The following is a 17,063-nucleotide window of genomic DNA, read 5'->3' on the forward strand; positions in this document are numbered from 1 at the left end:
GTGTCGGCTGGCCCAATCCGCAGACCCCATTCGATGTCCTCATTGATCCGCCAAGGAGTTTGTTCATGACCACCCTGGAAGTCCCGCAACACGCAGCGCCCACGGCGCCGCCCAGCGCGCTCGACGCGGCATACAGCCGCATCACCTGGCGCATCATTCCCTTCATCTTCGCGCTCTGGGTGCTGGCGTGGATCGACCGCGTCAACGTCGGCTTCGTCAAGCTCACCATGCTCGACGAACTGGGCTGGAGCGAAGCGGTCTACGGCCTGGGCGCCGGCATCTTCTTCCTCGGCTACTTCTTCTTCGAAGTGCCGTCGAATCTGCTGCTGCAGAAGATCGGCGCACGCAAGACCATCATGCGCATCACCATCGGCTGGGGCATCGTCTGTGTAGCGACGATGTTCGTGAAGACGCCGGCGATGTTCTATTTCCTGCGCTTCCTCATGGGCGTGTTCGAGGCCGGCTTCTATCCCGGCATCATCTTGTACCTGACCTACTGGTACCCGAGCGAGCGGCGCGCCAAGGCCTTCGGCATCTTCATGTCGGCGTCGGCCATCGCGGGCGTTCTCGGCGGGCCGCTGGCCGGCAGCATCATGAACAACCTGCACGGCCTGAACGGCTGGTCGGGCTGGCAGTGGGTGTTCCTCATCGAAGGCGTGCCCTCCGTCATCGCCGGCTTCGTGACCTGGTTCTACCTGACCGATCGCCCCGAGCAGGCAAAGTGGCTCACGGCCGAACAGCGCCGCCTGGTGCACGAGGATCTGGCGCGCGACGGCAAGGCGCTCGGCCATCGTGAAGAGAGCCTCATCGCATCGCTGAAGGATGGCCGCATGTGGCTGCTCATTCTGATCTTCTTCTGCATCATCGCGGCCAACTCCTCGCTGACCTTCTTCGGCCCGTCGGTGGTCAAGGAAGTGGGCTTCACCAACCCCGCCACCGTGGGCTGGATCATGGCCTTCTCCTACCTCTGCGGCGCGGCCGGCATGATCTACAACGGCCTGCATTCCGACCGCCACCAGGAAAGCCGCCTGCACTGCGCCTTCGCGGCAGCGCTCGGCGCGGTCGGCCTCGCTCTCACGGCCCTCTTCATGAAGCAGAGCCCGATGCTCGCGCTGGCAGCACAGACCCTCGCCATCGTCGGCACCATGAGCGCGATTCCAGTCTTCTGGCAGTTGCCGGGCCGCTTCCTCGCCGGGGCCGCCGCGGCGGGCGGCGTGGCGCTGATCAACTCCATCGCCAATCTCGCCGGCTTCGGCGCACCGTCGATGCTGGGCGCGATCAAAGCCTCGACCGGCCTGCTCTCGCCGGGCCTCTACATCGTGGCTGCAGTCGAGATCTGCGCCGCGATTCTCATCATCGCGTTCGTCCCGCGCTTCGTGAAGAAGGCGGTGGCTGCATGAGCGCGGTACTCGCTTTCGAATCGCCGGACTTGACGCTGGCGGGCATCAACCAACTCGACCGCGTGCGCTTCGTCGCTGCACTGGGCGGCGTATTCGAGCACTCGCCATGGGTGGCGACCGGCGCCTGGGCCGAGCGCCCGTTCGCGAGCATCGACCACCTGCACCGGACCATGATGGACGTGGTCCGCGCAACGTCCCGCGAGGTGCGCATCGACTTCCTGCGCATGCACCCGGAGCTGGCGGGCAAGGAAGCCCAGGCAGGCACCATGACCGGCCATTCGACCACCGAACAGGCCGGCCTCAATGCCCTCAGCCGGGATCAGTTGCAGACGCTGCGCGGACTCAACGCGGCCTACGCCGCGAAGCACGGATTTCCCTTCGTGATCGCCGTGCTCGCCAACACCCGGGCCCAGATCTTCGAGGCGCTACGCGCCCGCACTGCCCGCGACACCGACACCGAACTCGAAGCCGCACTGGAGCAGATCGCCATCATCACGCGGCTGCGGCTTGGGCGGCTGCTCGCGTCGCCCGTGATGTAGCCGCCGAGAACAAGCAGAGACAGGAGACAAGACAGCATGGCCTCCCCCACCCTCACCCGCCGCGCCTTCCTGCCCGCAGGGCTCGCCCTCGGCAGCCTGGCCGCCGGCACGGCAGTCGCGCAGAACGCGCCGGCCGGCCTGACGACGGCGCCGGTCTCGCAGCTCAATCTGAGCCCGCGCCTCACCATGCATGCAATCGACACCCACCACGGATCGCCCGGCGCTGGAATGAAGGTGCAGCTCTCGATGCATGACGGCACCGACTACCGCGTGTTGCGCCGCTTCGAGACCAACCGCGGCGGTCGCACCGACGAGCCGCTGCTGGTCGACCAAAGCTACCAGCCGGGCCGCTACGAACTGCTGCTCCAGGTCGAAGACTATTTCGCGGCGCGCGGCACGGTGCTGCCGACGCCGAATTTCCTCGCCCAGGTGCCCGTGCGCTTCCTGATCGCCAATCCGGATGAGCGCATCCACCTCGCGATCCTGTTCACGCCGTGGGGCTACTCGTACTACCGCGGCTCATGACCCGCACAAGGAGACAACAAACATGGCCGGTATTTCCACCCACGTACTCAACAGCGGCACCGGGCGTCCCGGCGCAGGCATGCGCATTGACTTCTCGGTACGCGACGGCGACAGCTGGAAGCTCATCAAGCGCATCACCACCAACGCCGACGGCCGCACCGACCAGCCGGTGCTGGCGCCCGACGCAGCCCGCACGGGGCAGTACGAACTGCTGTTTCACGTCGGTGACTACTTCCGGCGACAGCCGGGCGCCGGAAACGACACGCCCTTCCTCGACACGGTGCCGGTGCGCTTCGCGATCTTCGACACGCAACAGCACTACCACGTGCCGATGCTGTGCACGCCGTGGAGCTGCTCGACCTATCGCGGCAGCTGAGCGGCCTGGCTGCGATGCCTCACAGGCTGCGCCAGAAATCCACGAGCAGTTGAGTGAACTCGACCGGCCGTTCGACCGCGCTCAGGTGGGCGGCTTCGATGGTGACAAGACGCGAGCCCGGAATGGCCGCCACCATCGTCTCTGACATCGAGGGGGGCGTGGCCTCGTCGCGGGTGCCGGCGATCACCAGCGTGGGAACGGCGATGCGGCGGTTGCTCTCGCGGAAATCGATCGCGGCCACGGCGTCGCAGCTTGCGATGTAGCCGGCCGCATCGGTGCTCACCAGGGTGTCGTGCAGCGAGCGTGCGGCGGCGGCGCCTTCCGGGGTGGCGACGTATTCCGGCGTGAGCCAGCGCGCCACGGCGCCCTGAGCGATCGCCGCCACGCCTTGCGCCTGCACCGTCTCCACGCGCGTGCGCCACGGCGCGGCGTCGGGATAGTGCGCCGACGAATTGGCGATCACCACGCTCTTGAGCAGCTTCGGATGCTTGGGCGCCAGCGCCTGCGCGGTCATGCCGCCCATCGACAGGCCGACGAAATGCACCGGCTCGCCCTGCGCCTCGCGATCGATCAGTTCGGCCGCATCATCGGCCAGCATCTGCAGCGTCAGCGGGCCGGCGATCGTTTCGGATGCGCCGTGGTTGCGGTGGTCGTAGCGCAGCACCGTGTGCGCGCGCGCCAGCAAGGCGGCGACACCGTCCCACATGTGGAGGTCGCAGCCCAGCGCGTGGCTCAGCACGACGATCGGGCCATTGCCCTCGCGCACAACGTTCAAACGGATCATGGTGTTTCCTTTCGTGGATGGGAGAGTGGCAGGTGCGGCAGCCAGAAATAAGCGATCAGCACCAGCGTGACACCGGCCAGCGCCATCGGCACCACCATGGGCCAGGCGCCGTTGCTGAATTGTGGATTGACGAAGATCGCTGCGATCTGCCCGACGACGAACGCAACCGCCATCATCGCAAAGCCCGACCATGAAACGGCACGCCCCGCGAGATGCGGCAGGTCGCCCACGGCGCCGGCTTGCCCGCAAGGCTGGTGAATGCCGTGGCCGATGCAGTAGATCGCATGCCCCAGCAGCAGCGGCCAGGCCGACATCGGCAGCAGCCAGCAGCCCACCGCCTGCACCAGCGGGCCTGAGAGGCTCACCACCGAGCCCATCTGCACCGTGCGGACCGCGCCGTGGCGGGTAAGGAGGCGCCGGCACAGCGTGGTGCTGAAAATGTAGACCAGCGATCCGCCCGCCGGAATCCAGCCGTACCAGCCCGGCGAGAGCCCAAGATAGCTGATGTAGACCATCGGAGAGAACAGCAGGAAGCAGAACAGGCCGCCGTAAGTCACCGCGGAGACTGAGGCCCAGGCGCGAAAACTCTGGGTGGCAAACACCTCGCGAACGCTGCCCTTCGACGCCGACGGATCGGAGGCCTTGATCCGCGTTTCGCTGAACCCTCGAAAGCACAACGCCCAAAGCACGAGGGCATACACGGCCATGCCGCCGAGCACCCAGCGCCAGTCCGTGGCGTGCACGGCATAGGCGCCCAGCACCGGAGCGACGAGCGCCACCACGCCGAGCCCGGTCAGGCCGCGAGCCATGACGTGCGGCCCCTCGTGCGCCGGGTAGAGATCACGAACCGCAGCCCTCGCGCAGACCAGGATCGCGGCCATCGAGAAGCCCTGCAAGGCGCGGCAAGTCACCAGCATGGGGATGCCCGTCGCCAGCGCACAGCCCAGCGCGGCCAGCGCGTAGCAGGCAAGACCGGTCAGGAGCACGGGGCGGCGTCCGAAGCGGTCCGACAGCGGACCACAGGGCAATTGCCCAATTCCGAACGCGAGCACGAAGACCGTGAGGCTGGCGCTGGCGGACCCCAGGTCCCGGGCAATGGCCGGCAGCGCCGGGAGGTAGCTGTCGGTCGCCACCGGCTGTGCGGCGAGCAGCAGCGGCAGCAGCAAAGCGAAGGAGGCGCCGCTGCGCGCGGCAGCCCCGGTCACTTCGGTGCGTCCGCGAGCAGGCCCTTCTCGCGCAGGATGCCTGTCGCGATGCCGAACGCATGGTTGGCGACCGGCACGCCGCAGTAGATCGCGGCCATCATGATCACTTCCTTGATGTCGTCGGGCGTGAGGCGCGATTCCGGCGGACCGTCGAGCGCGGCGCGCACGTGCATCGCGAACTCCTCGTATGCGTGGATGCCGAGCATCATCGACAGCACCATGAAGCGGCGCGTCTTGTCGCCAAGCGCGGGTCGGCCCCAGATGTCGTTCCACGCATGGCGCGTGATGAGTTCCTGGAACTCGCTGTTGAAGGCGTTGCGGTTGGCGAGGGATCGGTCGACCCAGGCATCTCCGAGCACTCGGCGGCGGTTGACGAGGCCGCTTTCGTACGTATCCGGGGAGGCGTTGGGCGGGGTTTCGGGGGAAGTCATCGTGCGGAATCCGGTGTGTTGAGTTGAGCCTGCAGAGTCAATGCCTGAGCCAGCGCGATCGCCCCGGCCGGCTCGGCCAATGCCGGATCGAACCATTCGTCCGCGGCATCGCGCGGCAGTTCGGCGCGCAGGCGGTCGATATTGGAACGCATCCGTACAGCGTCCACCTGCAGGCCCGGCAACGCTGCCGCCAGCGCGCGCACGCTGCCGTGCGCGGACATCAGAAGTTGCGGCCACTCGGCCAGCTCGGCCTGCCAGGCGCCGAGCGCGCGCTCATGCTCCTGCGGCATCGCGGCCAGCAATGCCGCCACGCGCTGGGGCGCGCGCTGCGCAGCGGCCAGCGCGACCATGGACGCCACCGGATTGCGCTTGTGAGGCATCGCCGACGAGCCGCCACGCCCCGGCTCGCTGGGCTCGGCCAGTTCGCCGACTTCGTACTGGCCCATCAGCGCGATGTCCTTCGCGATCTTTCCGAGGCTGCCGACCATGAGACCCAGTTCACAGCCGAGCGCGATCCATTCGTCGCGCTGCGTGTGCCAGGTCGCGCCGGGGTCTCCCAGGCCCAGCGCCTGAGCCATGTGGCGACGAACCTCGGGCCCCTGCCCTTTCATTTGCGAAAGCGTGCCGACGGCACCGCCGAGCTGCACATTGAGGGCACGCCTGGCTGCCTCGGCGAGCCGCACCTTGCTGCGCACGAGCGGTGCCGCCCAGCCCGTGCACTTGAATCCGAAGCTGGTCACCGACGCAGGCTGCATCAGCGTGCGAGCCAGGATCGGCGTGGTGGCGTACCGCTGCGCGTGCTGCAGCAGCGCCTGCGCGGCCTTGGAAAGATCCGCCTCGACCAGCGCGACAGCCTCGCGCGTGACGAGGGCCATCGCCGTATCAATCACGTCCTGACTGGTGCTGCCGAAATGCACGAATCGCACCGCCTCGGCGTTGAACAGGCCCACCGCTTCCTTCAGGCCCTTGACCAGCGGAATCGCGACACTGCCCGCCCGGCCGCTCTCCCGCACGATCTTGGCGACATCGAACAGCTCGACCTTGCAGCTTCCGACGATGGAATGCGCGGCAGATTCGGGAATCAGGCCGACCTGCGCCTGCGCACGCGCGAGCGCGGCCTCGAAACGCAGCATGGCGTCGACGAAATTGCGGTCGCTGAACGCGGCCAGCGTTTCGGACGTGGAGAGGAAGCCTTCGAAAATACTCATGGGGATGATCGTCAGTAGGCGAGCGTTGCCACGGCCCGCAACTCTTCCGGCGTGGCAGTGCCATAGCCGAAGAATTCAAGATAGGCCGGGATCATCTCGAACAGCATGTCGGTGCCGACCTGCACCATGCAGCCCTTGTCGCGCGCGGCGCGCAGGAGCGGCGTGTACTCGCTCTTCATCACGACTTCGCCCACGAAGGTGGACGGCGCGATGCGGCCGACGTCGAAGGGCAGCGGATCGTCCTCCTTCATGCCGAGCGGCGTGGCGTTCACGATCACGTCGTAGCCGGCCGGATCGCTGGAGCCGGTGGTGACCTTGAGCTTGGGGTAGTGCGTGCGCAGCCGCCCCGCGAGCGCTTCGGACGAAGCGGTATTGGCGTCGAAAAGCGCCATCTCGGCGACGCCGGCCGCAGCCAGGGATGCCGCGATGGCCGAGCCCACGCCGCCGCTGCCCGAGACCAGCACGCGCGCGCCTTCAAGCACGCGCCCCTTGCGCAGCACGCCGCGCACGAAGCCCGCGCCGTCGAACTGGTCGCCCAGCAGCGTGCCGTCGGGCCGCTTGAGGATCGCGTTGCAGGCGCCGGCGATCGTCGCGGTGGGCGTGACCTCGTTGACCAGCGACATCGTCGTGATCTTGTGCGGCATCGTCACCAGCGCGCCCCGGATGTTGGTGAGGCGGAACACCGAGGCCAGCACCTCGGGGTAATCCTCGGCCTTGACGCCCATTGGCATGACGACTGCGTCGATGCCCTGCTTGTCGAACCAGGGGTTGTAGATCATGGGAGCCTTGAAGCTCTCGGTGGGGTAGCCCAGGTGGGCGATGAGGGTGGTTTTGCCGGAGATCATGAGCTTCCTTGGTTGGCGCACGCCAGCACACCGCCGGCCACATGCGATTCGCTGATCCAGCGCGCGCTCTTCATGGCACGCTGGCCGATGACCACGGGATCGGAGTTCACGTAGTCGTCATTGAACACCTCGAAGGTGTAATAGCCGCGATAACCCTTGTCCTCGAGCAGTTGCACCATGTCGCGCACATCGTGCAGGCCTTCGCCCGGAAACAGGCGCTGGTGGCGCGCGAGTTCGATCATGTCCGCCTGGCGGTCACTGTATTCGAAGAAGTAGTCGGCCAGTTGCACCAGGAAGATCTTTTCCACCGGCACGTCGGCCAGTTGCGAGAGCGTCTCGGCCGTGTCGTCGCCGTGCACCGACATGTGGAAGAAGTCGAGGTTGAGACCGACGTTCTCGCGGTCGCACCGGCGCACGATGTCCCAGGCCTGGTGCCAGCGGTTGGTGTGGCGGCCCCACGAGAGCGCCTCGTAGCAGATGCGGATGCCGAGCGGCGTGGCCAGGGTGGCCAGCGTGCGCAGGTCTTCGGCTGCACGGTCGGGATCGTCGATGGCGAGCGGCGACGTGGTCGAGCAGCACAGCAGCATGTCGGTGCCGACCAGCGCCATCTGCCGCAATTGTTCGCGCGCCATTTCGAGCCGGTGCGGTCGCATGGCGTCGGGCGCACATTCGAAGTCGCGCAGCGGCTGGAAGTCGGTGACCTTCAGGCCGCTCTGCTTCACCAGCTGCGCGGCCTTCTCGACGCCGGTCGGGTGATTGATCAGGTCCCGCGCCCACAACTCGACACCGGCGAAGCCGGCCGCCTTCATGCACTCCAGCTTGTGGCCGAGTTCTCCGCCCATGGTGACGGTGTTGAAGCCGAAGCGGTCGAGGGCGATGGCCATGAGGGGTGTTCTTTGTCGTGAAGGGCAGTGTTGCAGGGATGCGTCAGGCCACGCTGGCCGAGTGGTATCGCAACGGATGGTGGATTTCATCGGCCATCGCGGCCGGATAGATGAGTTCGCGCAGGAAGTTCGCATCGTGGCGCACGCCATTCGCCGCGTCCTTGTGGCCGAAGAAATCGAGGTAGTGCGGCATCTGCTGGATCAGCATCTCGAACCCGGCCTGCGCGTTGAGCCCTCGCTCGCGCGCGGCGCGTACCAGTGGCGTGGGCTGGTTGCGCAGCAGGATGTCGAACAGCGCGGCGTGCGGCTCCATGCGGGCCACGTCGACGGGCAGCACGTCGTCGGGCGACAGGCCCAGCGACGTCGCATTGACGACCAGGTCGAAGCCCGCCGGGTCGTTGCTGTCAACGGCCACCGTGTTCGCATCGAAGAAGGAGTCGAGCTTGGCCGCGACACCTGCCGCCTTGCCGGCCGCCGTGTCGTAGAAGGCGATGTGGTCGGCACCGTTGACAGTGCCGCCTTCGGCCAGCGCGACGCCGATGGCCGCCGCGCTGACTCCGGCGCCGAGGATGAGCACGCGCTTGCCGCGGAAGGGAATGTTGTAGCGGTCCAGCGCGCCGAGCAAGCCCTCGCCGTCGAACAGGTCGCCCTCGAGTTCGCCGTTGTCGATGCGGCGCACCACGTTGACCGAGCCCGCCACACGGCCGAAGAGGCCGCAGCCGTCGAGCAGGTCGACCAGAAGGGGCTTGTGCGGCGGCGCGATCGCCATGCCGTGCACGTTCTTCGCGAGAAAGGCTGCCTTGACGAACACCGCCAGATCACGGCGCGGCACCTGCACCGGCGCCATCACTGCGTCGATGCCGAAGCGCTCGAACACGGCGTTGAACATGCGCGGCAGGCGCACATTCTTCACTGGATCACCAGGGAGCAGATAGAGAGCAGTGCTGCCGACGATGGGAGGGAACATGGATCGTGCCTCGCTTGAAGTTTTGTTCGACTATCGCGCGATTCCGGAAGAAGCGCAGCTAATGTAGTAGCTGGCGAGTCTAGCCATCGCCCCGAGAGGCGTAAAAAATGCGATCATCGAACTCATTGGTTCGACAATCGGACGATTTCAGGGTTTCTCCCCAATCACCTTCATGAGCACAGACCTGTCCCCTGTCCCACCCGGCCTCGACAAGCGCGACTGGATCGCAGGCCTGGAACGCGGCGTATCGATCATCGAAGCTTTCGATGACGCGCACCCCCGCATGACCGCCAGCGAGGCAGGCCAGCGCACGGGAATGACGCGCACCGCCGCGCGCCGTTATCTGCTCACCTTGCAGCACATGGGCTATGTGGCGAGCGACGGCAAGCTCTTCTGGCTCACTCCGCGCGTGCTCCGCCTGGGACAGTCGTACCTGGAATCGGCGCGCCTGCCGCGCATCGTGCAGCCCTTCCTGCAGCGCGTGGCGGCCGGCACGCACGAGATCGCCTACCTCAGCGTGATGGACGGCGACGAGGTGGTCTACATCGCACGCAACGGGCCGAATCGAAGCATGAGCACCGGCTACGTCCTGGGAGCGCGCGTTCCGGCGCAGGTGACGGCGGCCGGCATGCTGATGCTCGCAATGCGCAGCGACGAAGAGCGAACGGCATGGCTCGCCGCGCGCGAACTGGCCGTCTTCACGTCGCACACCATTTCGAGCAAGGAGCGCATGAAACTGGAACTTGCCCGCATCCAGGCTCAAGGCTGGGCGCTGTCGGAGCAGCAGTTGGACTTGAACTCCCGCGGTATCGCGGTACCCCTGCGCGACCGGCATGGCGACCTGGTGGGTGCGCTCAATGTGACCATGCCAATGGGTCATGAAAGCAGCGAAGACGCGGTTGCCCGCGTCTTGCCCGTGTTGCGCGAAACCGCGCAGGCCATGAGGAATCTGATCTAGCTCGCCCCCAGGCTTGCCCACTTCGCGGGGTCGCCGCCCTCCTGCCGGAGACATCCCCCGTGGCCCGGCCGAGCCGGTTCCGCGGGGATCCTGGACTTTGGCACAGCAGCTTTGCACTGGAGCGCGGCGGCTGTTGGAGTGCTTGAACTTACGCGACTGCCTTCACCATCCTCGCATCGGCGAGGGTCTGCTCGCGCAAGCGCTCGTACTCCTGCTTGGGCACCGGCACCGCGTTCGGGTTGCCGAGGTCCTTCATGTGGATGCGATAGGTTTCGCGTGCGCTCAGCACGGCCAGGGCGGAGATGATGGTGATACCGAAGGTGAGCGCGCCGATCATGAGCGGGATGTTGGTCGCGCCGGGAGGCGCCACGGCGACGAAGAGCGCGGGCAACAGGGCCGTGACGGCAGTGCCGAGGTTCTGCGAGATGGCCATGGCCGAGCAGCGCGAACGCGTCGGGAACAGTTCCGGATAGAAGCTCGGGAACACGGCGTTGTAGCCCTGGTACACGATGCCCCACATGAGCAGCGACATGACGATCGCCATCGGCACGTTGTGGATGCTGATCGCATAGAGATAGCCGAAGGACAGCAGCCCCGAACCGAGCGCGCCGATGATGATGGGCGGCTTGCGGCCGATCTTGTCGGACAGGTTGCCAACGTAGGGAATGACGAGCACGGCGAGGATATTGCCAAGCACCGGGATCCAGAGGTAGATGTCCTTCTCGAAGCCGATCCCGTAGGCGGGCTGCACGGCGTACGCAGCGCCGAAGACGGTCGCGACGACGGGAATCACGTTCATCAAAGCAGCGCAAATCACGCGGAGCATGTCGCGCCAGTTGTTCGTCAGTGCCTCGACGATCGGCGCCTTCTGCACTTCGCCCTGGCGTACTTCCTCGGCGAACGCAGGCGTCTCATCCACTTCGCGGCGAATGATGTAGCCCGCGATGATCACTACGAAGCTCAGCAGGAAAGGAATGCGCCAGCCCCATGAGAGGAACGCCTCCTGGGGCATGTAGTGCGCCAGCGGCAGGAACACTGCGGCGGCCAGGATCTGGCCGGCCTGCACGCCCTGCAGGCTGAAGCTGGCGAAGAAGCCGCGGCGGCCGAAAGGCGCATGCTCGAGGATCATCGAGCTCGCACCGGAGATCTCGCCGGCCACGGCAAAGCCCTGGATCAGGCGCAGCGCGACCAGCAAGGCCGGAGCGAGCAGGCCGACCTGGCTGTAGGTCGGTAGCAGGCCGACCGCGATGGTCGAGAAGCCCATCAGGAACATGCACACGATCAGCACGTGCTTGCGGCCGCGGGTGTCCCCCCAGTGGCCGAGCACGAATGCACCGATGGGTCGCGCGATGTAGCCGACACCATAAGTGGCCAGCGACGCGATGATGGCGATCTTCGGGTTGCCTGAGGGAAAGAAGATCTGCGGGAAGATCAGCGACGCCGCGGTGGCGTAGATGAAGAAGTCGTAGTACTCCAGCGCGGAGCCGATCCAGCCGCTGGCGGCTGCCTTCTTCGACTGGTGTCGGCCTTGCGGCTCATGATCCGTGGCGGTGCTCATTTGTCTCTCCGATAGGGTGGGTTTCGAATGGGTCTGCAAGCAATCGGGGCAGGGTTCAGTCGATTGGCGATACCTTGGACTGAGGACGCGACTGTGAGGCGCCGCCGTCATCTGCACAACGCGGCGGCATCATCCGCCGATCGATCATCGATCGCGACTGTTCACTGTTCGCACACAGTCAGGGTTTGTCCCAGGCCTGCGGGATCCTGGCGGCATCCGGGGGGCCAGCGCCGGTCAGGCCCAGACGGCAGTCACCACCGCAGCAGCGCCCGAGGCAATCAGCGCCACTGCCCAGACCGCATCGAAATCGAGCCATGCCGTGCGGAGCGCACGCAGGCCGAGGTAGCGATAGACCACCCAGGCGATCCCCAGCCCCGAGACGATCATCGCGATGCTGTGGACCAGCGAAACCGTGATTGCCGTCCCCACGCTTGAACGCATCAGCGACATCATGGATTCATGGTCGAGGCTGCTGAAGGACGCTGCAGCCTCCGTCCTGCCTGCAGGAAGCGGCTCGCACAGCCCGAGGAGAATTGGCAGCAGCATCAGCGCGGCGCCGTGCGCCGTCGCCATGAGGAAGGACCATAGCGCCAGTTGCGTCGGCCGGATGCGTCCGGACCAGCGATGACGATGCGGCAACACCAGCCGCGACACGCCGAACAGCATCACCAGGGCACCAACGCCGATGCGGATCTCCTGGCCCCACTGCAGCATCCACGTGAGCATCGCGAAGGGCACCAGCACGAGCGTCATCGCCAGCAGATGGCCGATGCCCAAGGGGACCCAGGTGGCGAACACCGCGGTATTGCGCTTCTCGCCCAAGCCATTGGCCACCGCGAGCGGCCAACCCATGGCGGGGTTCAGGCCGTGGTAGACCCCGATCGCCACCACGCCGGCCCAGAGGGACGCCGTTGCCGCCGCGTTCACGATGGACCCGGCATCGGCTCGGCCGCCTCAGGCCGACGGATAGCAGAACGAATCGGTCGAGCAGTCGCCGCCCTGCAGGCGGATCTGGTGCGCGCCGTAGTCCGGCCCGAAATCGACCATGAAACGCTTGTCCAGTTCCATGCCGCCGTCCTTGCCGACATTGCACATCACTTGCCGCCCCGGTATGCCTTCGGGATAGAACTGCGCGTCCCAGCGGCTGTAGAGCGAGTTGGTGAAATAGACGCGCTTGCCGTCCCGGCTGATCTCGGTCATTTGCGGCCCGCCGCCAAAGGCCGAGCCATTCGGATGCGCGGTGTGCTTGGCGATGCCGCCGATGCGGACACTGCCTGCCAGGCGCGGATTCATCGGGTCGGTCACGTCGTACTGGCGCAACTCGCCGGTACCCCAGCACGCCACGTAGAGGAACCGATCGTCCAGTGAGAGATCGATGTCGCTGATCAGAGGCGGCACGGCACCGAATCCCTTGAGGAGGTCCGGCAGCAGCGATGCATCGGCGGGCTCTGGCGGAATGACCGCCGTCTTCTTCGCGTGGAACTTGCCGCCCTCGCGCCACCAGGTCCAGATCGAGCCTTCGAGGTTGGTGGTGTCGACCACCACGCCGACGAAGCCGTATTCGCGCGTCGGATCATGCGCAGGACGAATCTCCAGCGCCATCTGATGGTTGGCGCCCAGGTCGATGGCCTGCACGTGTCGACGAGCGCGCAAGTCCCAGAAATGGAGCTGGTGACCATAGCGATTGCCCAACAGGTCTTCGGCCACGATGCCGTTCTCGAACTGCGGAGGCAGGCCCCATTCGCTCGACACCATGTAGTCGCGCGGCAGGTTCCACCAGAAGTCGTAGTGGAGCTTCTGCGGGCCGCGTTCGATTTCCCACTTGCCAAGGATCTCGAAGCTCTCGCAATCCATCAGGAACACGCCGGGCGGCCCCTCCGTGCCATCCGCGCCGGCACCACCGAGCGTGCTGATGTAGAGACCCTCCGGCCCGCAATGCACCGTATGCGGACGCGAGTAGCCCGTCTTGCGAACGACCTCCTCGGGCTCGATCACGCGCACGATCGTCGGGCGCGTCGGATCGGGCTGCGTGTCGACGACATAGACCCGCGACGAGCGTATGCCCGGGATGATCAGGTAGCGCCGCTTCAGGAAGGCGTGGCCTGACATCGGCGACAGCGCCGAGCTGCAGGCGTTCCAGCCGAAGTGATGGAACTCGTCACCCCGATTCGGCATGTCGAGGCGATGCAGCACCGTGCCGTAGGTCTTGGAGGAAGGATCGACATCCACGACCGCCAAGGCATCGGGACGGGACGCGTCCGGCGAGAGCAGTGCGGTGTACGCAATGCGCTCGGGCTCGGCTTCCATCGCGAGGCGCGGCGAGGGGTGGAAAGTGGGGTCGGTTCGCAGAGATTCGAGCATGGCGGGCTCCTCCAGAATTTTCGACGTGACCGCTCGGCCGCAGCCTGGTCGCGCGACAGTATGCGCGCCGCGCGTCACTGGCGGTAGCCCTTCGGTGCATCACGAAGTGAGCACCGATACCGTGATGACGCGGAGCCGCCGCTCGGAGGACGTGGCAGGCCCAGATACATACTTTCTTGCATTTTTCCGGGTTAACCCCCAAGGCCTCTCACCGCCTCGCTTCTACCATTTATTCAACTTGAATTAATTAATGGCACACCGGTATTGCCGGGGTGGCAAGGAGACACTCAGTGAAATCAGCCGGTCCCGGGCGTGGCACGAATTCGGTCAACCTGCGCCTCTACAACGAGCGCACGCTGCTGCAGCGGCTGCGCCGTGCGGGCGAGGCATCGAAGGCCGACCTGGCGCGCTGGGCTCAACTCACGAACACGGCCGTCGGCAGCATCGTGCAGTCCCTCGAGGAGTCGAGGCTGATCGAGCCCGCGGGCCGGCGGCAGGAAGGCCAGCGCGGCCAGCCCGCCGGGCTGTACCGCATCAACCCCGAAGGTGCCTATGGCATCGGCGTGCGCCTCGACCGCACGAGCATCGAGACGGTGTTGATCGATCTGGGCGGCAAGATCCTGGCGCGCGAGGCGCACGACTTGCTGCTCCCCCACCCCGATCAGGCGCTCGCGCTGGTGCGCAAGGACGTCGGCCGGATGCTGACGGTGCTCGACCCCGCGCAACGCCGCCGTTTCATGGGTGTCGGCCTGGCCCAACCCTACAACCTCGGGAGCTGGCTGCGCGAACTCGACTTGAAGGCCGACTTCCGCATATGGGACGAAGTGGACTTCGGCGCCCTGCTCGCCCAAGCCGTCGAACAGCCTGTCTTCAAGGAAAACGACGGCAACGCGGCAGCGATCGCCGAGATGTTCTTCGGCGTCGGGCGCGAGGAAAGCGACTTCCTCTATGTCTTCATCGGCGCAGCGCTCGGCGCCGGCGCGGTGATCGGCGGCGAGAGCCTTCGTGGAAGCAGCGGCAACGCGGCCGACCTTGGCCTCATGCCGGTGCCGCCCAGCAAGCTGGCTTCGGCGCCGGCGGCGGACCGACGCTGGGACATCCTGCTCTCGCGCGCATCGCTCAATTCGCTCGCACGCCATCTGCGGCACCACGGCATCGCGGTGCGGGACCATGCGGACCTGGAAACCTGCGTGCAGTCCAGCAGCGCCGAAGTGCGCGAGTGGCTCGACGACTGCGTGGATGCGCTGGTGCCCTCGATCCGCGCATCGCTCGCCGTGCTCGACCTGCCCGCGGTGGTGATCGACTGCGACATCGACAACGGCATCGTCAGCGAATTGATGAAACGCGTCGACGCCGGCTTGCGGCTGATCGCCCCCGAGTCGCGCCAGACCCCTCGCATCTTGCGCGGCACTTTCCGCGCGGACGCCGGCGCCATCGGCGCGGCGAGCCTGCCCATGTTCTTCAACTTCTCGCCACGCGCCGACGTGCTGCGTGGTCGTCCTCACCCCGCCAACCTGGAGATTGCCAATGCATGACTCTCTGATCGGCATCTGCAACCGCGTGATCGTGATGCGCGAAGGCCATCTCGCCGGCGAGGTCGGCGGCGGCAGCGGACAGGCCATCACCGAGGAAAACATCGTCGCGCTCGCCACGGGCGCAGTTCCCACCCACACACCGACGCTTCACTGAGACGCCCCCAGGAGACATGCAATGAACAAGCAAGCATCGCCCGCCATCCCGACGACGGAGAACCCCGCCCTGCCCTCCGCGCTGCGCGGCGCAACGGGCAAGGAAATCATTCGCGCACTCGGCATGTTGCCGGTGCTCATCCTGCTATGCATCGGCTTCAGCTTCGCGAGCGAGAACTTCTTCAGCCTGCAGAACCTCTCGATCATGACGCAGCAGGCCTCGATCAACATCGTGCTCGCGGCCGGGATGACTTTCGTCATCCTCACGGGGGGCATCGACCTGTCGGTCGGCTCCATCCTCGCCGCCTCGGCCGTCGTGGCGATGCTGGTGTCGAACTTTCCCCAGTTCGGCATGCTCGGCATCGCCGGCGGGCTGGCATGCGGACTGCTGTTCGGGCTGATCAACGGCATCCTGATCGCCTTCGTCAAGCTGCCTCCCTTCATCGTCACGCTCGGTTCGCTCACTGCGGTGCGAGGCATCGCGCGGCTGATCGGCAACGACACGACGGTGTTCAACCCGCAACTGCCCTTCGCCTTCATCGGCAACGGCGACGTCCTGGGTGTGCCTTGGCTCGTGATCATCGCTTTCGCGGTGATCGCGCTGTCGTGGTTCATCCTGCGGCGCACGGTGCTCGGCCTGAACATCTACTCGGTCGGCGGCAACCCGGAGGCCGCGCGGCTCGCGGGCATCAAGGTGTGGGCGGTGCTGCTGTTCGTGTACTGCACCTCGGGGCTGCTCTCAGGGCTCGGCGGCGTGATGGCATCGGCACGGCTCTATGCGGCGAACGGATTGCAGCTCGGCGCCTCCTATGAACTCGACGCCATCGCGGCCGTGATCCTGGGCGGAACCAGCTTCGTCGGCGGCACCGGATCGATCCTCGGCACGCTGATCGGCGCGCTGATCATCGCGGTGCTCACCAATGGCCTGATCCTGATGGGTGTCTCCGACATCTGGCAGTACATCGTCAAGGGCCTGGTGATCATCGGCGCCGTGGCACTCGACCGCTATCGCCGCAAAGACTCGGCAAGAACCTGACTCACCCTGCTCGTCAACCCCACCACCCGGAGACTCTCTCATGCGCACCAAGCAACTCTTCACCCTCGCCGCCATTGCCGCTGCCCTCACCCTGCCCGTGGCGCACGCCCAGCAGAAGGAGTTCAAGAACGTGGGCATCACGCTCGGCTCGATGGGCAATCCCTTCTTCGTCTCGCTCGCCAAGGGTGCGGAGGCCAAGGCCAAGCAGTACAACCCCAATGCCAAGGTCACGGCGCTGTCGGCCGACTACGACCTGAACAAGCAGTTCTCGCAGATCGACGGCTTCATCTCCGCGGGA

18 protein-coding genes and 1 pseudogene are annotated in these 17,063 nt (G+C 66.2%); 9 read left to right on the top strand and 10 right to left on the bottom strand.

Going from position 1 to position 17,063, the window contains the following annotated elements; genetic code table 11:
* Positions 1 to 65: 65 nt before the first annotated feature.
* Genes QTH97_RS13610 through uraH (QTH97_RS13625) form a run of 4 tightly spaced genes read left to right on the top strand, consistent with a single transcriptional unit; the run spans position 66 to position 2,840 of the window.
* On the top strand, positions 66 to 1,400 hold the full coding sequence (locus QTH97_RS13610) for an MFS transporter (RefSeq protein WP_286568692.1): 1,335 nt from the start codon (positions 66 to 68) through the stop codon (positions 1,398 to 1,400).
* Entirely contained in the window at positions 1,397 to 1,939 is a 543-nt protein-coding gene (uraD, locus tag QTH97_RS13615) for a 2-oxo-4-hydroxy-4-carboxy-5-ureidoimidazoline decarboxylase (RefSeq protein ID WP_286568693.1), read from the top strand. Before QTH97_RS13610 ends, uraD begins: the two co-directional genes overlap by 4 nt.
* A 36-nt stretch (positions 1,940 to 1,975) precedes the next feature.
* Positions 1,976 to 2,464 (top strand): hydroxyisourate hydrolase, encoded by a 489-nt coding sequence (gene uraH / locus QTH97_RS13620; protein WP_286568694.1) that lies wholly within the window; start codon positions 1,976 to 1,978, stop codon positions 2,462 to 2,464.
* 22 nt (positions 2,465 to 2,486) lie between these two features.
* The gene (gene uraH / locus QTH97_RS13625) at positions 2,487 to 2,840 is read left to right on the top strand and encodes a hydroxyisourate hydrolase (RefSeq protein WP_286568695.1); all 354 of its coding nucleotides are present in this window, start codon (positions 2,487 to 2,489) and stop codon (positions 2,838 to 2,840) included.
* A gap of 19 nt (positions 2,841 to 2,859) precedes the next feature.
* Here uraH (QTH97_RS13625) and QTH97_RS13630 read toward each other — a convergent pair whose 3' ends face one another.
* From QTH97_RS13630 to QTH97_RS13660, 7 genes are read right to left on the bottom strand one after another with little or no spacing between them, the layout of a single operon-like run.
* Positions 2,860 to 3,624 carry an alpha/beta fold hydrolase gene (locus tag QTH97_RS13630; protein WP_286568696.1) on the bottom strand — a complete coding sequence of 255 codons (765 nt, stop codon included), beginning with the start codon at positions 3,622 to 3,624 and terminating at the stop codon, positions 2,860 to 2,862.
* Entirely contained in the window at positions 3,621 to 4,829 is a 1,209-nt protein-coding gene (locus tag QTH97_RS13635) for a multidrug effflux MFS transporter (RefSeq protein ID WP_286568697.1), read from the bottom strand. Before QTH97_RS13635 ends, QTH97_RS13630 begins: the two co-directional genes overlap by 4 nt.
* Positions 4,826 to 5,260: a carboxymuconolactone decarboxylase family protein gene (locus QTH97_RS13640; protein WP_286568698.1), complete on the bottom strand. Its 435-nt coding sequence runs from the start codon at positions 5,258 to 5,260 to the stop codon at positions 4,826 to 4,828. Before QTH97_RS13640 ends, QTH97_RS13635 begins: the two co-directional genes overlap by 4 nt.
* Positions 5,257 to 6,468, bottom strand: coding sequence for a 3-carboxy-cis,cis-muconate cycloisomerase (gene pcaB, locus QTH97_RS13645; RefSeq protein WP_286568699.1), 1,212 nt, complete (start codon positions 6,466 to 6,468; stop codon positions 5,257 to 5,259). The genes QTH97_RS13640 and pcaB overlap by 4 nt, the downstream gene beginning before the upstream one ends.
* An 11-nt stretch (positions 6,469 to 6,479) precedes the next feature.
* On the bottom strand, positions 6,480 to 7,313 hold the full coding sequence (locus tag QTH97_RS13650; RefSeq protein ID WP_286568700.1) for a shikimate dehydrogenase family protein: 834 nt from the start codon (positions 7,311 to 7,313) through the stop codon (positions 6,480 to 6,482).
* Positions 7,310 to 8,197 (bottom strand): sugar phosphate isomerase/epimerase family protein, encoded by an 888-nt coding sequence (locus QTH97_RS13655; protein ID WP_286568701.1) that lies wholly within the window; start codon positions 8,195 to 8,197, stop codon positions 7,310 to 7,312. The genes QTH97_RS13650 and QTH97_RS13655 overlap by 4 nt, the downstream gene beginning before the upstream one ends.
* 43 nt (positions 8,198 to 8,240) lie before the next feature.
* The gene (locus tag QTH97_RS13660) at positions 8,241 to 9,164 is read right to left on the bottom strand and encodes a shikimate dehydrogenase family protein (protein WP_286568702.1); all 924 of its coding nucleotides are present in this window, start codon (positions 9,162 to 9,164) and stop codon (positions 8,241 to 8,243) included.
* A gap of 172 nt (positions 9,165 to 9,336) precedes the next feature.
* Here QTH97_RS13660 and QTH97_RS13665 point away from each other — a divergent pair, with 172 nt between their 5' ends.
* The gene (locus tag QTH97_RS13665) at positions 9,337 to 10,122 is read left to right on the top strand and encodes an IclR family transcriptional regulator domain-containing protein (RefSeq protein ID WP_286568703.1); all 786 of its coding nucleotides are present in this window, start codon (positions 9,337 to 9,339) and stop codon (positions 10,120 to 10,122) included.
* Positions 10,123 to 10,270: 148 nt separating this feature from the next.
* Here QTH97_RS13665 and QTH97_RS13670 read toward each other — a convergent pair whose 3' ends face one another.
* From QTH97_RS13670 to QTH97_RS13680, 3 genes are all read right to left on the bottom strand, one after another.
* Positions 10,271 to 11,680: an MFS transporter gene (locus QTH97_RS13670; RefSeq protein ID WP_286568704.1), complete on the bottom strand. Its 1,410-nt coding sequence runs from the start codon at positions 11,678 to 11,680 to the stop codon at positions 10,271 to 10,273.
* 234 nt (positions 11,681 to 11,914) lie between these two features.
* Positions 11,915 to 12,607: a hypothetical protein gene (locus QTH97_RS13675; RefSeq protein ID WP_286568705.1), complete on the bottom strand. Its 693-nt coding sequence runs from the start codon at positions 12,605 to 12,607 to the stop codon at positions 11,915 to 11,917.
* A gap of 27 nt (positions 12,608 to 12,634) precedes the next feature.
* Positions 12,635 to 14,041, bottom strand: coding sequence for a selenium-binding protein SBP56-related protein (locus QTH97_RS13680; protein ID WP_286568706.1), 1,407 nt, complete (start codon positions 14,039 to 14,041; stop codon positions 12,635 to 12,637).
* Between the two features lie 290 nt (positions 14,042 to 14,331).
* Here QTH97_RS13680 and QTH97_RS13685 point away from each other — a divergent pair, with 290 nt between their 5' ends.
* From QTH97_RS13685 to QTH97_RS13700, 4 genes and pseudogenes are all read left to right on the top strand, one after another.
* Positions 14,332 to 15,576, top strand: coding sequence for an ROK family protein (locus QTH97_RS13685; RefSeq protein ID WP_286568708.1), 1,245 nt, complete (start codon positions 14,332 to 14,334; stop codon positions 15,574 to 15,576).
* Complete coding sequence (locus QTH97_RS13690; protein WP_286568739.1) at positions 15,569 to 15,730, top strand: hypothetical protein; 162 nt, start codon at positions 15,569 to 15,571, stop codon at positions 15,728 to 15,730. The genes QTH97_RS13685 and QTH97_RS13690 overlap by 8 nt, the downstream gene beginning before the upstream one ends.
* 21 nt (positions 15,731 to 15,751) lie before the next feature.
* Entirely contained in the window at positions 15,752 to 16,765 is a 1,014-nt protein-coding gene (locus QTH97_RS13695; protein WP_286568709.1) for an ABC transporter permease subunit, read from the top strand.
* Positions 16,766 to 16,805: 40 nt separating this feature from the next.
* Positions 16,806 to 17,063, top strand: a pseudogene (locus tag QTH97_RS13700) (ABC transporter); the annotation flags it as partial.

The organism is Variovorax gracilis, assembly GCF_030317115.1.
Lineage (GTDB): Bacteria > Pseudomonadota > Gammaproteobacteria > Burkholderiales > Burkholderiaceae_C > Variovorax > Variovorax gracilis.

Bases quoted from the DNA above. Each gene is read 5' to 3' on its own strand.
- QTH97_RS13610 (WP_286568692.1), top strand. From the start codon at position 66: ATGACCACCCTGGAAGTCCCGCAACACGCAGCGCCCACGGCGCCGCCC.
- uraD (WP_286568693.1), top strand. From the start codon at position 1,397: ATGAGCGCGGTACTCGCTTTCGAATCGCCGGACTTGACGCTGGCGGGC.
- uraH (WP_286568694.1), top strand. From the start codon at position 1,976: ATGGCCTCCCCCACCCTCACCCGCCGCGCCTTCCTGCCCGCAGGGCTC.
- uraH (WP_286568695.1), top strand. From the start codon at position 2,487: ATGGCCGGTATTTCCACCCACGTACTCAACAGCGGCACCGGGCGTCCC.
- QTH97_RS13630 (WP_286568696.1), bottom strand. From the start codon at position 3,624: ATGATCCGTTTGAACGTTGTGCGCGAGGGCAATGGCCCGATCGTCGTG.
- QTH97_RS13640 (WP_286568698.1), bottom strand. From the start codon at position 5,260: ATGACTTCCCCCGAAACCCCGCCCAACGCCTCCCCGGATACGTACGAA.
- pcaB (WP_286568699.1), bottom strand. From the start codon at position 6,468: ATGAGTATTTTCGAAGGCTTCCTCTCCACGTCCGAAACGCTGGCCGCG.
- QTH97_RS13650 (WP_286568700.1), bottom strand. From the start codon at position 7,313: ATGATCTCCGGCAAAACCACCCTCATCGCCCACCTGGGCTACCCCACC.
- QTH97_RS13655 (WP_286568701.1), bottom strand. From the start codon at position 8,197: ATGGCCATCGCCCTCGACCGCTTCGGCTTCAACACCGTCACCATGGGC.
- QTH97_RS13660 (WP_286568702.1), bottom strand. From the start codon at position 9,164: ATGTTCCCTCCCATCGTCGGCAGCACTGCTCTCTATCTGCTCCCTGGT.
- QTH97_RS13665 (WP_286568703.1), top strand. From the start codon at position 9,337: ATGAGCACAGACCTGTCCCCTGTCCCACCCGGCCTCGACAAGCGCGAC.
- QTH97_RS13670 (WP_286568704.1), bottom strand. From the start codon at position 11,680: ATGAGCACCGCCACGGATCATGAGCCGCAAGGCCGACACCAGTCGAAG.
- QTH97_RS13680 (WP_286568706.1), bottom strand. From the start codon at position 14,041: ATGCTCGAATCTCTGCGAACCGACCCCACTTTCCACCCCTCGCCGCGC.
- QTH97_RS13690 (WP_286568739.1), top strand. From the start codon at position 15,569: ATGCATGACTCTCTGATCGGCATCTGCAACCGCGTGATCGTGATGCGC.
- QTH97_RS13695 (WP_286568709.1), top strand. From the start codon at position 15,752: ATGAACAAGCAAGCATCGCCCGCCATCCCGACGACGGAGAACCCCGCC.